Raw genomic sequence first — 14,522 nt, 5'->3', positions numbered from 1 at the left:
TTTAGTCTCTTACTCGTACTAGCAGGCCCTGTACATTGGCCCGCTGCTTGATCAACGCCATTGCCGACTCGCCATCTTCAGATGAGGCATAAGGCCCCACCAAGACGGTCGTCAGATTATTGTCTCGCTGACGCTGAAAAACGCTAAACCCTTCGCTTGAAAGCTGATTACCCAGGCGTTCAGCATTGCTTGCATCACCAAAGCTACCTACCTGCACGGCCCACTCGCCCTGCTGTGTTGAAGCAGGGGCTGATGCAGAAGCGCTGCTGCTTTGACTGCTACTCGACGAGCTATTGGCCGCTACCAGGTCAGCAATAGGATCGTTCTGCGCTGCTGTATTAGTGGCAGGGCTTGGCTCTTGCGTCGCTGTGGCTGCCTGACTTGGCGGATCAACTTGATTCGTTTGAGGCAATGAAGGGGATGCGTTGATCGGCGCATCAAGTTCATCGTTACTCGCCACATTGGTGGAAGGCTGTGCATTAATCGTGGCCGGCATTTGCGGGGCTGCCACATCGCGCCGTGCTGTTTCAATCGGCTGCTCAATAATGAAGGTAGGCTGCGGGCGCTCCTCGCGAGGTGCCGGGTCACTCATCAACCAGGGCACAAAAATCGCCAGCAGCGCAAGCAGGATCACAATACCGCTGATGCGTTCTGTTTTACCGTATTTCATCTTCATCTCCCTTGAGCGAGACTAGCCTAAAGAGCTACTGAGCCTGTGGCAGGGGCTTAGCTAGCAGGGCTGCGACGGTGAAAAAGGAACCAGTTGCCAAAATACGATCTTGAGCGTTAAGCAATGGGGCTAAATAATCCACTCCGGCTTCAGGCGAGTCTGCGCAATGATGTACGCGCCCTCCCTGAGCGGTAATACGTTCAGCCAACTCAGCAGCCGGTCGGCCCCGCTCACCTTCAAGCGTTACACAGACCCAGTCAGAAATACGCGGCGCCAGGGCGGCAATCACCCCATCGGCGTCCTTGTCATTTAGCATGCCAATTAATGCCCACTGCCGGCCACCTTCCGGCGTTGCTGGCAAGCGATCCGCCAGATAGGCAGCCGCATGGGGATTATGGCCTACATCCAGACACCACTGCCCTATCCATTGCATACGGCCCGGCAGTTGCACGCTAGCCAGAGCAGCCTGCGTGGCTTTCGGGATTAGCGTAAGTCCCGTCATTGCCAACGCTTGCAGCGCGGTTGCCGCGTTATCAATGGGCAGGCCAGGATCGGGAAGTGCATCAATAGAAATCGTCTCCCCCGAGGCTGTCAATCCATGCCAGCACCACGGCTTACGGCCTTCTTTATCAGCACTGTGGCTAAACGCCAAGCCTAGCCGATATACCGGCGCGGCCAGTGCAATAGCGGTCTCCGCAACGCTGCTGGGTAACGACTGACTGCCTAGCACCGCTGGGCGAAGAGGCCGGAAAACACCCGCTTTTTCAAGCCCGATTTGCGAAATATCGGTGCCTAGAAAATTCGCATGATCCTGAGCGATAGTGGTAACGACGGCCACGTCAGCATCAATAATATTGACGGCATCCAGCCGACCACCCAGACCCACTTCAAGTACGGCCAGATCAAGGTTGGCGTTCGCCAGGCACCAAAGCGCGCAGAGAGTGCCCGCTTCAAAATAGGTAAGGCTTATTTCAGGCGCCTGCAGGCGCGCCTGTTCAACGCGCTCAAAGCCATCGACCAAGAGCGCGTCTTCCACCTCTTGGCCATCGATGCGCACGCGCTCGTTATAACGCAATAAATGGGGGGAAGAATAGGCACCAACACGCTGCCCGTGTGCTCGGGCAACGGCATCCATGATGGCAAGGGTCGAACCCTTACCATTGGTACCTGCCACAATCACAACGCGCTTGGCGATAGGGTTGCCAAGCAACCCCATGCGCTTTGCAACGTGTGATACGCGCTCAAGCCCTAAATCGATCCCTACAGGATGCAGGGTCTCTAAGTGATGCAGCCACTCTGCTAAGGATTTAGGCATTGCGGTGTGATTCATGGCTCTTATCGGTCGTCTCTGTGCTGGTGTCGTTATGAAGTGCTTCCACCTCATCAGCGATATGGGCTTCATCAACCAGCGGTTCGGCGACGGTTACTTCTTCTGCCAACTCCTCGGTGATTGAAAGCGCATCGTGATGGGTCAGTTTACGCAACATACCGCCCACGCGAGATCGCATTTCATGGCGATGCACGATCATATCCACCGTACCGTGCTCAAGCAGGAACTCGCTACGCTGGAAACCCTCAGGCAATGTTTCGCGTACGGTCTGCTCGATAACCCGAGGGCCAGCGAAACCAATCAGCGCATTGGGTTCAGCGATATTCAAGTCGCCCAGCATCGCCAGTGACGCAGACACGCCACCAAAAACAGGGTCTGTGAGCACTGAAATATACGGCACACCCGCTTGCTTAAGCTTCTCAAGTGCCGCCGAGGTTTTCGCCATCTGCATTAGAGAGAACAGTGCTTCCTGCATACGCGCGCCACCTGACGCGGCAAAGCAGACCAGCGGAATGCGCTCTTCAAGCGCAAGCGTCGCCGCGCGGACAAACTTTTCGCCGACCACAGCCCCCATCGAGCCGCCCATAAAGGTAAACTCAAAGGCAACGGCAACGACCGGCAGGCCGTCTAGATTGCCACGCATGGAGACCAGCGCATCTTTTTCGCCAGTCTCTTTTTGCGCCGCCGTAAAACGGTCTTTGTACTTTTTGGAGTCGCGGAACTTAAGACGATCATTGGGCTCAAGCTCTGCCGCAATTTCTTCACGCCCTTCTTTATCCAAGAACCAGTCCAAGCGTTTGCGTGCGGTTAGCCGCAAGTGATGGTCACATTTAGGACATACACTGTTGTGTTTCTCTAACTCAGGAAGATAGAGAACGGCTTCACACTTGGGACATTTACGCCAGAGGCCGTCGGGCACGCTAGCGCGACGGTCTTTACGCTGGATACGCCCCATGGAGGGCACTATCTTGTCTAACCAGCTCATATCAGAAAGTCTTCCGTTTACGTCAATGCCTGGCAACGCCAAGCTTGATGAGTGTCGTCAATCGATTCAGTGTAGACGATGAGGGGCAGCGTTAGGCGTCCATCGCGGTGCGCATTTCTGCTAACACACTTCTAAGCTGACCGGCGATAATTTCAGGCGTTTCTACATTTTCGGCAATACGATTAACCAGGGCGCTACCGACAATCACCCCATCAGCCACCTTGGCGACTTCAGCCGCCGTAACACCGTCGCGGATACCGAAGCCCACACAAAGCGGCAGATCGGTCATATCACGCAGCGGCTTTAAATGCTCAGCGACATCGTTTGCATTTAACGTTGCCGCACCGGTGACGCCTTTCAGCGAAACATAATAAAGGTACCCTTCACCGTGAGCGCATATTGTAGCGGCTCGCGCATGGGAAGTGGTAGGCGCGACAAGGAAAATCGCAGCTAAATTACGTACTTTTAATAGCGGACCAAGTTCATCAGCCTCTTCAGGCGGCATATCAACGACCAATACGCCATCAACCCCTACTGCCGCCGCCTTATCGGCAAAGGTTTCGTAGCCAATCCGCTCAATCGGATTCAAGTACCCCATGAGCACAACCGGCGTTTTAGTATCGACCTGACGAAACTCCGCGACCATATCCAGCAGGTCAACTAAACGCGTGCCGTGCTTCAAGGCACGCTCACAAGCCTTTTGAATAACCGGGCCATCTGCCATGGGATCTGAAAACGGCACGCCAAGCTCGATAATATCGGCGCCCGCCTCGACAAGCGCATGCATAAAGCCAACGGTGTACTGCGGGGCCGGGTCGCCTGCCGTAATATACGGAATCAGAGCTTTACGGCTCTGCTGCTTGAGTTCACTGAAGCGTTGATCGATACGGTTCATGCTTGTCCTTAAAACGGTTCTTAAAAACTGTTCTTAAAAACGGTCCTTAAAAGCTGCTCTTAAAATTCGATGCCATCAATCTTGGCCACGGTCATGATGTCTTTATCACCACGACCAGAAAGATTGACCACAATGTGCTGATCAGGACGCATCGTTGGCGCTAACACCTTGGCATGAGCAAGCGCATGAGCGGATTCCAACGCAGGCATAATGCCTTCCATCTGCGTCAGCTCGCGAAACGCTTCCAACACTTCCTTATCGTTTGCCGCTACGTAATTAACTCGGCCAACATCTTTCCAAAGCGAGTGTTCAGGGCCAACACCTGGATAATCAAGGCCCGCTGAGATCGAATGGGTATCCGACACCTGCCCCGCCTCATCGGACATCAAATATGTGCGGTTACCGTGGAGCACGCCACGCGGCGCATTGGTCGAGAGCGGGGCTGCATGGCGGCCGGTTTCAATGCCGTCGCCGCCGGCTTCCACACCGTACATCGCAACACCGTCATCCTCGACGAACGGATAAAACAGACCGATAGCATTGGAACCGCCACCAACACACGCTATCAATGCATCCGGCAGGCGGCCGATCTGCTCAAGCGACTGGCGCCGCGCTTCACGTCCGACAACCGCATTAAAGTCACGCACCAGCTGCGGATAAGGGTGAGGGCCTGCTACCGTACCGATAATGTAAAACGTATTATCGACATTCGTTACCCAGTCGCGCAGCGCTTCGTTCATGGCATCTTTCAGGGTGCGCGTACCTGACTCTACCGGGATTACTCGCGCGCCTAATAAGCGCATACGATAGACATTGAGTTTTTGGCGCTGTACGTCTTCAGCGCCCATATACACGTCGCACTCAAGGCCCAACCGCGCAGCAACCGTTGCCGTCGCCACGCCGTGCTGACCCGCACCGGTTTCAGCAATTACCCGGGGCTTACCGGTTTTTTTGGCCAACAGTGCCTGACCAATCGTATTGTTCACCTTGTGAGCGCCCGTATGGTTTAAGTCTTCACGCTTTAACCAAATTTGTGCCCCGCCCAGAGACTCTGACCAGCGCTTGGCATGGTAGAGCGGTGACGGGCGTCCGACATAATGGGCAAGATCATAATCAAACTCGGCCTGGAAAGCGGGATCGTCACGCAGACTTAAGTATGTCTTTTCCAGGTCTTCCAAGGCAAAGCTCAGAGTTTCTGATACAAACCGGCCACCATAAGGACCAAAATGGCCACGGGCGTCGGGCATTCGGGTTAGGTCGCTGAACCGGGTTTCGGAAACGGTTTCAGAAGCGGTTTTAGAATCACCAGTTGCTGAGCCAGTTACGGAGCCAGTTCTTGAGATAGTCACAGAGATACCTCACGAGATTGCCAGACAAGGCAAACATTGAATAAACATAGGACGCAGCTAAATGAAGCAAGCTGCGCAGTGAGCTTAACGCGCGTCGGCGAACGCGACCTGACTGACAAACGACACCATTTTATCAACGTCCTTACAACCGTGTGTCAGCTCAATTCCACCAGATACATCAACGGCATAAGGCGCTACCTGTTGAACGGCCGAAGCAATATTTTCAACCGTTAACCCACCGGCGAGGATAACAGGTTTTGCAAGTTCTGCGGGGATTCTCGCCCAATCAAACGTCTCGCCCGTGCCGCCAGGAATGCCCGGACGATAAGCATCAAGAAGCAGTGCCTGCGCTTGATGATAGTCAGCCGCCGCTTTCGCCAGATCGACACTCTCATGCATGCGCAGGGCCTTTATCCAAGGGCGACCAAACTGAGCACAAAACTCGGGAGACTCATTGCCGTGGAACTGAATCAGATCCAGGTACGGCAAACACTGTTCAATCAACTCAATAGGTTGGTCAACAAATAGCCCAACCCGGGTAACAAACGCTGGCACATCGGCAGAAAGGACTGCCAACTGCTCAACGGTGATACTGCGCGCACTTTTAGGCCACATAACAAAGCCCAGCGCGTCCACTCCCGATCTGACCGCTTGCGCGATATCTTCACGGCGGGTGAGCCCACAAAACTTGATTCGCGTGCGCATTGGGCTAAGTATCTTCATCGAGCGCCTCCTGTGCCGGGTCAGGCGTTTTCTTGGCAAAGCTAAGTTTACGCCGCGCCGCAATCCTGGGGTTGTCAGGTAGTTCACGCTCGCCGGTCCATTCACCGGTAAACGCGAGCAGATTAGGCCCTACCGGCTCCATCGGCAGTTCAAAACGCTCGTCGTAGATCGAGTCAACGAAATGCAGCCCGCACGCAGGTGCTGTTACATCTCCTTTCTTACGATCCTTAAGCGCCAACAAACGTTCAATATACTGATCATCTTGCGCGCCACGCCCCACGCTAATCAGCGCTCCGGCGATATTGCGAATCATATGATGCAAAAACGCATTGCCCTGAATATCAATCACCACCAATGGGCCGTAACGCTTCACATCGATAAAATGCATCTGCCGCCATGGTGTCTTAGATTGGCAGCCCGCTGCACGAAAGCTTGAGAAGTCATGCTCGCCAACGAGCGCTTGCGCGGCACGATGCATGGCGTCCGCATCCAACGGATCACGGCACCACGTTACGTTGGTACGCTCAAGAACGGGGCGGCTGATCTGGTTAAGCACTAAATAGCGATAGCGTCTGCCAAGCGCCCCCAAGCGTGAATGAAAGTCGTCCGATACCGGCTTTACCCAGCGCACGGCTACATCGCGCGGCAGGTTTGTATTGACGCCAAAAATCCAGGCTTTCTCAGTGCGCTCGGCGGGGGGGTCGAAGTGAATCACCTGGCGCGTCGCGTGAACACCCGAATCAGTACGCCCGCTGGCATGAATCTGGACCGGCGCACTCGCCACCTTCGTCAGGGCATCTTCTACAGCCGCTTGCACAGAAGCAGCATGCTTTAGGCGTTGGAAGCCGCAAAAGCGTGAGCCATCGTACTCAATGCCCATCGCCAAGCGGCCTTTTAGCGGTTGTGTTTCATCAAAGTGGTAGAACAGCGTCATCAAGCCACGTCATTAAATTTGAAAGGTCAGCTATTATCCCGGCCTCGAGGCTTGAATGCTACCTCTTCAATCTCCCACTGCGTCTCTGAAGGGGCCAGAGGCTTTGCTGCAAGGGGTACAGCTAAACCGGCCGCCTGACTTCTCGCCACGCTGGTGAAGAATGCGTCTTGCTTATGATCGACCATTTCGCCACCGGCCTGCATGCTGTTTTCTTCAGAACCAGAAGATGACGGAGACGCGGCCTTCTCAGAAGCCACATCGGTGGGCCGAAACACTGTCGGCTCAGCCAATGTTGCGCCTTCTATGTATTGCTTATCATCATTCGGCAGCACTTTGCGACGCTTAAAAAACCATCCAAGCCCTACTACTAATAGTAGTAGGCCTATCAGCAGCAAGCCTAGGCCCCAGATGGGCAACCACTGAGCGCGCTCCAGCCGGGCCAGCAAACCGCCAGTGTTCTGCACATTACGGTCGAGCGCCCCCTCCGTGGCAGTGCCCGTACTGGAGGCTTGCGGGGTGGATAAGGCAGCTTGAGCCGCCGCTATGTCGTCTTGAAGCAAACCAATGCCATGACGCAGCTCATTAAGCTCAATATGGAGCTGCTCGCGGTCTTGCTGAGCTTCTAGTAGGCTCGTTTGGCTTTGCGCCAACTGCTCGCTAAGTTTGGCGATGGCACTGTTTTGCTCGACTTGCCACTCACTGAAACCTGCGCCATTGGAAGTAGCGCCCTCAGATGAGGCTACTATGAGGGGCTTATCCAGCTGGTTACCCTCGCCTACCGGCGTAGGCGGTGCTTCAAACTCGGGCAAGGCTACTGGCGCAGAAGTAGGTGCATGTCGCCCCTCATTCACCATTGCGCGGACGGTCTGAGCGGCAGCACCAGATGAACGGCTTAGTGCCAGATCTACACTGGGCACAGACAACGCCTGCCCCGCACGCAAACTATTGATATTACCGGCAGGAAAAATATCCGAGTTGACCTCGACCAAGGCCAGCATCATCTGCTGAATACTGACCTCACTTGGCTTGCTACGCTCGGCGATACGCCACAGCGTATCCCCCGGCAACACATCAAGCATGGCAACCGCACTGCTCTGGGTCGCTGGGCTTGAAACTGTCGGAGAGTAGCCCACGGGATCGAATAACAGAGTAACAGTACGGTTAAGCTGTCCTTCTGGAGAGTCAAGCGTGAGCAACAAATCCAGCCAGGGAGCGGTAACCGGCTGCTGAGAGCTCAATACAATGTGCCGACTGCCCTCTCGCTCTTCAAGCGCAGCACTCACCGGTTGAATGGATGGGATCCACTCAAGCCCTGCGGCAGAAAACGCATCTTCATTGGCAAGCTGCACATGTAACTCGTTTAGCGGATAGGCGCCAGAATCAAGCAGCGGCAAAGAAGCACTTAGAGGGCTTTCCAGAGGTGATGAAACAGAGGCCGGACCTAGCTCAATGGCAAATGCAAATGAGCTTAGCGACGTCAGCGTCAGCCATGCAGCGGCGTTTAGGGCAGCTCGAGTGTTTGAAGTTTTTTTTGGCACGATACCCAACCAATTCTTGATTTATCAATGCACAGCGCTGTGCAGCCCCTAAAACAATAACCAAGTATACTTAACATAATTAAGCAATAAACGCTTGTACCTATTTGACCTAATGTATTTATATCTTATAAATGACATAAAAAAACGGAGAGCTGAAAGCTCCCCGTTTTGATTAGCACTCGCCTTGCTGATTTATTGCTCGCGCAAAATTTTCAGCATCCGCTTGAGCGGCTCGGCGGCGCCCCACAGCAGCTGGTCGCCTACGCTGAATGCAGAAAGATATTCTCCACCCATATTCAGCTTGCGCAGACGGCCCACCGGAATATTCAGCGTACCGGTCGCGGCGGCGGGCGTTAAGCCTGCAACCGTGGCGTCTTTATCATTGGGAATTACATTGACCCACTCATTGTGCTTGGCAATGCGATCTTCGATTTCATCAAGCGGTACATCCTGCTTGAGCTTGATGGTAAAGGCTTGGCTGTGCGAGCGCATGGCGCCGATTCGCACGCAAAGACCGTCAATCGGCACCGGACTTTCACCGCGACCCAGAATTTTGTTGGTCTCAACGAAGCCTTTCCACTCTTCACGGCTCTGGCCGTTCTCAAGCTTGGTATCGATCCACGGCAATAAACTACCGGCAAGCGGTGCACCGAAGTTATCGGTCAGGAAGTCGCCACCGCGCATGGCAGCGGTTACCTTACGGTCGATATCCAGAATTGCACTCGATGTATCCTTGAGCTCTTCACCGACGCTATCACGCAGCTGCCCCATTTGATTGAGCAGTTCGCGCATGTGCTTGGCGCCAGAGCCGGAAGCCGCCTGATAGGTCATGGAGGTCATCCACTCGACCATATCGGCTTCAAACAGGCCACCCAGGCCCATCAGCATCAGGCTAACGGTGCAGTTGCCACCCACAAAGGTCTTGGCGCCTTTAGCAAGCTGCGCATCGATTACCTTGCGGTTAACCGGGTCAAGCACGATAGTGGCTTCGTCTTCCATGCGCAGCGTACTAGCCGCATCAATCCAGTAGCCCTGCCAGCCGTTTTTACGCAGATCTGCGTAGACTTCCTTGGTGTAATCGCCCCCTTGGCACGTCACGATCACATCAAGTGCTTTCAGATCTTCAAGGGCAAACGCATCTTTAAGCGGAGGTACGTCTACGCCGATATCGGGGCCAGGTTGGCCTACCTGGGAGGTCGTGAAAAAGATGGGTTCAATACCGTTAAAATCGCCATCTTCCTGCATGCGCTGCATCAGCACAGAGCCGACCATACCACGCCATCCTACGAAACCGACTTTCAACATGTGAAGTCCTCCAGCAAAGAATGAGACCAATATTATACACAAAACTTATAAATGGCGTCGGCCACCCTTTTGAGTGGCCGAGCCGTCACACTTTCAGATCAATTAGTTAGCACGCTTCAAAACACACTTAACATTTCGCAAATGCGGCCAATACGGCATCCCCCATCGCATCGGTGCCGATAGTCTGCATGCCTTCAGACGCAATATCCGCAGTACGCAGGCCGTCGTCTAGTACGCTGCCTACCGCGGCTTCTATACGCTCTGCCATGGCCGTTTCATTAAGCGAATAGCGCAGCATCATGGCAACAGACAGCATCATGGCCAGCGGGTTGGCAATATTTTGCCCGGCGATATCCGGCGCACTTCCGTGGCAAGGCTCATACATACCCTGACCGCTTTCATTCAGCGAGGCTGAAGGCAGCATACCGATGGAGCCGGTGAGCATGGCGGCGGCATCAGAAAGAATATCGCCAAACATGTTGCCCGTCACGACCACATCGAATTGTTTCGGGGCGCGCACCAGCTGCATCGCGGCGTTATCCACGTACATATGTGAAAGCTCGACATCCGGGTATTCTGGTGCCAGACGCTCCATCACTTCACGCCACAAGATAGTGACTTCCAGCACGTTGGCCTTGTCCACCGAGCAGAGCTTCTTGCCGCGCTTTTGGGCCATTTCAAACGCCACGCGGCCGATGCGCTCAATCTCGCTTTCGGAATAGATGTAGGTATTAAAGCCCACACGCTCACCGTTGCGCTCCTCAATCCCCCGCGGCTGACCAAAGTAAATGCCGCCGGTCAATTCACGCACGATCATGATATCCAGACCTGCCACCAACTCAGGTTTCAGGCTTGAGGCACTGGCCAACTGCGGATAGAGCATGGCCGGGCGCAGGTTGCCAAACAGCCCAAGGTTCTTGCGCAGGCCCAACAGGCCTTTTTCGGGTCGCTTGGAAAGATCTTCGATCTTGTCCCATTTAGGGCCACCCACCGCGCCAAGCAGAATTGCGCTGGCCGCCTTGGCTTTTTCAAGCGTTTCAGCGGGTAGCGGCTCGCCGTGCACATCATAAGCCGAGCCACCAACCAGCGCTTCTTCAACGTCAATATCCAAACCCGCTTCCTGGCAGGCTTTTAACAAGCGCGCGGCCTGAGCCGCAATCTCTGGGCCAATACCGTCGCCGGGTAACAGAAGCACCTTGTGGGTCATGTTAAATCCTTAATAGAGTGTCAGCACGGCTTGGCGCCGCTTAGCGCGTTGCAATCGGGTTGCACCGCGCTATGTATGTCTTTTTAGCTATTCTAAATAGCTTTTATTGAGCTGAATCAGGCAGGCTGACGGAACAGCCAGGGCCGGGCATCCTTGTGTTTCTGCTCGAAGGTACGAATTGCATCTTCGTCTTGCAGTGTGATGCCAATATCATCCAGGCCGTTGAGCAGGCAGTGCTTACGAAACGCGTCCACTTCAAACTCCAGAATTTCGCCGCCCGGCGTGTTGACTCGCTGGTTCTCCAAGTCGATATCCAGCTGGTAGCCTTCGTTAGCATCGACGCCAGCAAACAGACGATCCACTTCTTCTTCGCTTAACGTGATCAGCAATATGCCGTTTTTAAACGCATTATTGTAAAAAATATCCGCAAAGCTTGGCGCAATGACAACCTTAAAACCGAAATCTTCCAGCGCCCACGGCGCGTGTTCACGCGAGCTACCACAGCCAAAGTTGCGCCGGGCAAGCAACACCTCAGCCCCTTTAAAGCGCGGCTGGTTGAGCACGAAATCAGGATTCAGTGGGCGATTGGAGCAATCCTGCCCCGGCTGCCCTTCATCTAAATAACGCAGTTCATCAAACAGGTTAACGCCAAACCCCGTGCGCTTGATCGATTTCAAGAACTGCTTGGGAATAATTAAGTCGGTATCGACGTTCGCGCGATCAAGCGGGGCAACCACGCCCTCGAAACGAGTAAACTTTTTCATGGCTCAAGCCTCCTGAGCGTGGGTAGCATCGTTGGCGGATAAACTGCGTACATCAACAAAGTGGCCAGCAATCGCTGCCGCCGCCGCCATCGCAGGGCTTACCAGGTGCGTACGACCGCCGTACCCCTGACGCCCTTCGAAGTTGCGGTTGGAGGTCGATGCGCAGTGCTCGCCGGCGCCCAGCTTATCGGCATTCATGGCAAGGCACATGGAGCAACCCGGCTCGCGCCACTCAAAGCCAGCATCGATGAAGATCTTATCCAGCCCTTCGGCTTCCGCCTGACGTTTCACCAGGCCAGACCCCGGCACGACCATGGCAAGTTTGATCGTGTCGGCCACTTTATTACCTTGGGCAACCTTGGCGGCTTCACGCAAATCTTCAATACGCGAGTTGGTGCACGAACCGATAAACACTTTATCGAGCTTGATATCGGTGATTTTTTGATTGGCGTGCAGCCCCATATATTCAAGCGCGCGGGTATGGCTGCGCTGTACGGTTTCATCCATCGCCGCCTTGGGGTCCGGTACCTGGCCTGAAATACCCGTCACCATTTCAGGGCTGGTTCCCCAGCTAACCTGCGGCTCAATATCTTCAGCTTTCAGCGTCACTACTTTGTCGAACGAGGCATCGTCATCCGATACCAACTGACGCCAGTCAGCTACCGCCGCTTCCCACTGCTCGGCAGTCGGCGCAAAGGGGCGCTCGGCCAGGTAATCGATGGTGGTGTCGTCAACAGCAATCAAACCCACCCGGGCTCCGGCTTCAATGGCCATGTTGCACACGGTCATGCGGCCTTCCATGGAAAGCGAGGCAATCGCGCTGCCGGCAAACTCAATCGCGTAGCCCGTGCCGCCTGCGGTGCCAATTTCTCCGATAATCGCCAGCACCACGTCTTTTGCGGTGACACCCAGGCCAAGTTCACCTTCCACGCGCACCTGCATGTTCTTCATCTTTTGCGCCAGCAAGCATTGCGTCGCCAGCACATGCTCGACTTCAGAAGTGCCGATGCCGTGGGCCAGCGCGCCAAACGCACCATGGGTTGCTGTGTGAGAGTCACCGCATACCACGGTCATACCGGGCAGTGTCGCGCCCTGCTCCGGCCCTACTACGTGGACGATGCCCTGGCGCGGGTCGTTGATCTTGAACTCTTCGATACCGTACTCGACGCAGTTGTCATCCAGGGTTTGCACCTGAATCAACGACACCGGGTCTTTAATGCCGCTGTTGCCTTCGGCGCGCTCTTTCAACGTGGTAGGTACGTTATGGTCCGGCGTCGCCAGGTTGGCATCCAGGCGCCATGGCTTACGCTTGGCCAGGCGCAGACCTTCAAAAGCCTGTGGGGAGGTCACTTCGTGAAGCAGCTGACGGTCGATATAAATCAACGCGGTGCCATCGTCACGCTGCTTCACCAGGTGCTGATTCCAGAGTTTGTCGTAAAGGGTTTGACCTGACATATGGCTCTCCCGGGCTAGCGCCCTGCTAGTTTTTTGCGCTGACGTCTTTGCGCCAGTGATGCAACGAGTGTTACGCGTGTCGCGCATAAAAGCAATTCATGTTATTTATAGATACGATTCCACATTGGAATAGTAGACAGAATTTAGCGACGGAACTACACATGGATACCCAAAGCCTACAGGCGTTTTTAGCCGTTGCCGAAACTCAAAGCTTTTCGCGGGCTGCCGAGCAGCTCTACCTGACCCAGCCTGCGGTTAGTAAACGTATTGCCACGCTGGAATCACAGGTAAGTACGCGGCTGTTTGATCGGATAGGTAGGCGTATCTCGCTCACCGAAGCCGGCCATTTATTACTCCCCCAGGCCAAGCGGATCCTTGCAGCAGTAGAGGACAGCCGACGCGCGCTTGCCAATCTTTCTGGGCAGGTCGGCGGCCGGTTAACGCTGGCGACCAGCCATCATATTGGCCTGCACCGCCTGCCGCCCATTCTCAAGCACTATACTCAGCACCATCCGGAGGTTGAGCTAGATCTGCACTTTCTCGATTCAGAGTTCGCTTATCAAGGCGTACAGGATGGCACGCTTGAACTCGCGGTGGTAACGCTTGCGCCCCACCCTATTGAACAACTCCATGTGGTCAAGCTCTGGCGTGACCGGCTATGCTTTGTTTGCGCTCCGGATCACCCGTTAGCCCAGGCGCCTGAGCTTACGCTTGAAACGCTATGCCAGTACAAGTGTGTGCTGCCTGGAGCAATGACGTTTACCCGAACCTTGATTGAACAGCGGTTTGCTGAAGCCGGGCTTACCTTACCGGTAAGTATGGCGACCAACTATCTAGAGACGTTGAAAATGATGTGCAGCGTCGGGCTTGGCTGGAGCCTGTTACCCGAGGGCATGGTGGATAGCGAGCTGGTCGAGCTAAGCATCGATACCGCGCCGATACACAGGCCGCTTGGCTATCTGGTGCATACCAACCGCACGCTTTCCAATGCGGCAAGAAAAATGATTGACGCGCTGGAAGCGACAATGGAAAAAACTGCATAGCTTAATACTGACCGCCTACGACTTGTTTGCATGCTGAGCAAACACTTCTTCCTCCGTAAGCATGCGGGTATCGTTGGCAAAGGTATAAAACTCGGGCTTCTGGTCGATAAAAATCTGTTCGGTAAAGTCCCAGTCGCTACCGTCCAACAAACCGACAGGGATAGCGTAGTGTTCTTCCTGCTTTAATCGGTAAAACAGGTGTGTACCACACTGCTTGCAGAACCCACGCTCAGCCCACTCGGAGGAACTAAAGATGGCGATATGCTCATTGCCCATAAAACTGACGTCACCGATAGGCTCAGCGGCAAAAAGGGGCCCACCGCC

At 54.6% G+C, this 14,522-nt stretch carries 14 protein-coding genes; 1 reads left to right on the top strand and 13 read right to left on the bottom strand.

Annotated elements, in window-relative coordinates:
* Nucleotide 1: 1 nt before the first annotated feature.
* From ACT3R7_RS09945 to leuC, 12 genes are all read right to left on the bottom strand, one after another.
* Complete coding sequence (locus ACT3R7_RS09945) at nt 2-670, bottom strand: SPOR domain-containing protein (RefSeq protein ID WP_193091694.1); 669 nt, start codon at nt 668-670, stop codon at nt 2-4.
* Nucleotides 671-704: 34 nt separating this feature from the next.
* Nucleotides 705-2,000, bottom strand: coding sequence for a bifunctional tetrahydrofolate synthase/dihydrofolate synthase (folC, locus tag ACT3R7_RS09940; RefSeq protein ID WP_226940125.1), 1,296 nt, complete (start codon nt 1,998-2,000; stop codon nt 705-707).
* Entirely contained in the window at nt 1,978-2,985 is a 1,008-nt protein-coding gene (gene accD, locus ACT3R7_RS09935) for an acetyl-CoA carboxylase, carboxyltransferase subunit beta (protein ID WP_193091695.1), read from the bottom strand. The genes folC and accD overlap by 23 nt, the downstream gene beginning before the upstream one ends.
* A 91-nt stretch (nt 2,986-3,076) precedes the next feature.
* Nucleotides 3,077-3,880 (bottom strand): tryptophan synthase subunit alpha, encoded by an 804-nt coding sequence (gene trpA / locus ACT3R7_RS09930; protein ID WP_193091696.1) that lies wholly within the window; start codon nt 3,878-3,880, stop codon nt 3,077-3,079.
* Nucleotides 3,881-3,939: 59 nt separating this feature from the next.
* A complete protein-coding gene (gene trpB, locus ACT3R7_RS09925; RefSeq protein ID WP_193091697.1) occupies nt 3,940-5,127 on the bottom strand; it encodes a tryptophan synthase subunit beta in 1,188 nt (395 codons plus the stop codon).
* 186 nt (nt 5,128-5,313) lie between these two features.
* Entirely contained in the window at nt 5,314-5,952 is a 639-nt protein-coding gene (locus tag ACT3R7_RS09920) for a phosphoribosylanthranilate isomerase (protein ID WP_192539491.1), read from the bottom strand.
* Nucleotides 5,939-6,886 carry a tRNA pseudouridine(38-40) synthase TruA gene (gene truA / locus ACT3R7_RS09915; RefSeq protein WP_192539492.1) on the bottom strand — a complete coding sequence of 316 codons (948 nt, stop codon included), beginning with the start codon at nt 6,884-6,886 and terminating at the stop codon, nt 5,939-5,941. Before truA ends, ACT3R7_RS09920 begins: the two co-directional genes overlap by 14 nt.
* 26 nt (nt 6,887-6,912) lie before the next feature.
* Entirely contained in the window at nt 6,913-8,424 is a 1,512-nt protein-coding gene (locus ACT3R7_RS09910; protein WP_192539493.1) for a type IV pilus assembly protein FimV, read from the bottom strand.
* 192 nt (nt 8,425-8,616) lie between these two features.
* Nucleotides 8,617-9,729, bottom strand: coding sequence for an aspartate-semialdehyde dehydrogenase (gene asd, locus ACT3R7_RS09905; RefSeq protein ID WP_192539856.1), 1,113 nt, complete (start codon nt 9,727-9,729; stop codon nt 8,617-8,619).
* Nucleotides 9,730-9,856: 127 nt separating this feature from the next.
* On the bottom strand, nt 9,857-10,936 hold the full coding sequence (leuB, locus tag ACT3R7_RS09900) for a 3-isopropylmalate dehydrogenase (RefSeq protein WP_192539855.1): 1,080 nt from the start codon (nt 10,934-10,936) through the stop codon (nt 9,857-9,859).
* A 116-nt stretch (nt 10,937-11,052) separates the two neighbouring features.
* A complete protein-coding gene (leuD, locus tag ACT3R7_RS09895) occupies nt 11,053-11,700 on the bottom strand; it encodes a 3-isopropylmalate dehydratase small subunit (RefSeq protein ID WP_192539854.1) in 648 nt (215 codons plus the stop codon).
* A 3-nt stretch (nt 11,701-11,703) separates the two neighbouring features.
* On the bottom strand, nt 11,704-13,155 hold the full coding sequence (leuC, locus tag ACT3R7_RS09890) for a 3-isopropylmalate dehydratase large subunit (protein ID WP_192539853.1): 1,452 nt from the start codon (nt 13,153-13,155) through the stop codon (nt 11,704-11,706).
* Between the two features lie 161 nt (nt 13,156-13,316).
* Here leuC and ACT3R7_RS09885 point away from each other — a divergent pair, with 161 nt between their 5' ends.
* Nucleotides 13,317-14,198 (top strand): LysR family transcriptional regulator, encoded by an 882-nt coding sequence (locus tag ACT3R7_RS09885; protein ID WP_192539852.1) that lies wholly within the window; start codon nt 13,317-13,319, stop codon nt 14,196-14,198.
* A gap of 15 nt (nt 14,199-14,213) precedes the next feature.
* Here the strand turns inward: ACT3R7_RS09885 and ACT3R7_RS09880 are convergent.
* Nucleotides 14,214-14,522, bottom strand: a 309-nt coding sequence (locus tag ACT3R7_RS09880; protein WP_444280675.1) for a GFA family protein, incomplete at its 5' end; no start/stop codon positions are given.

Origin of the sequence: Halomonas sp. AOP43-A1-21 (assembly GCF_052376775.1) — a bacterium.
Taxonomy (GTDB): domain Bacteria; phylum Pseudomonadota; class Gammaproteobacteria; order Pseudomonadales; family Halomonadaceae; genus Vreelandella; species Vreelandella colorata.
Note: the sequence above shows the minus strand (reverse complement) of the source record. Positions and strands in the feature narration are given on the sequence as shown.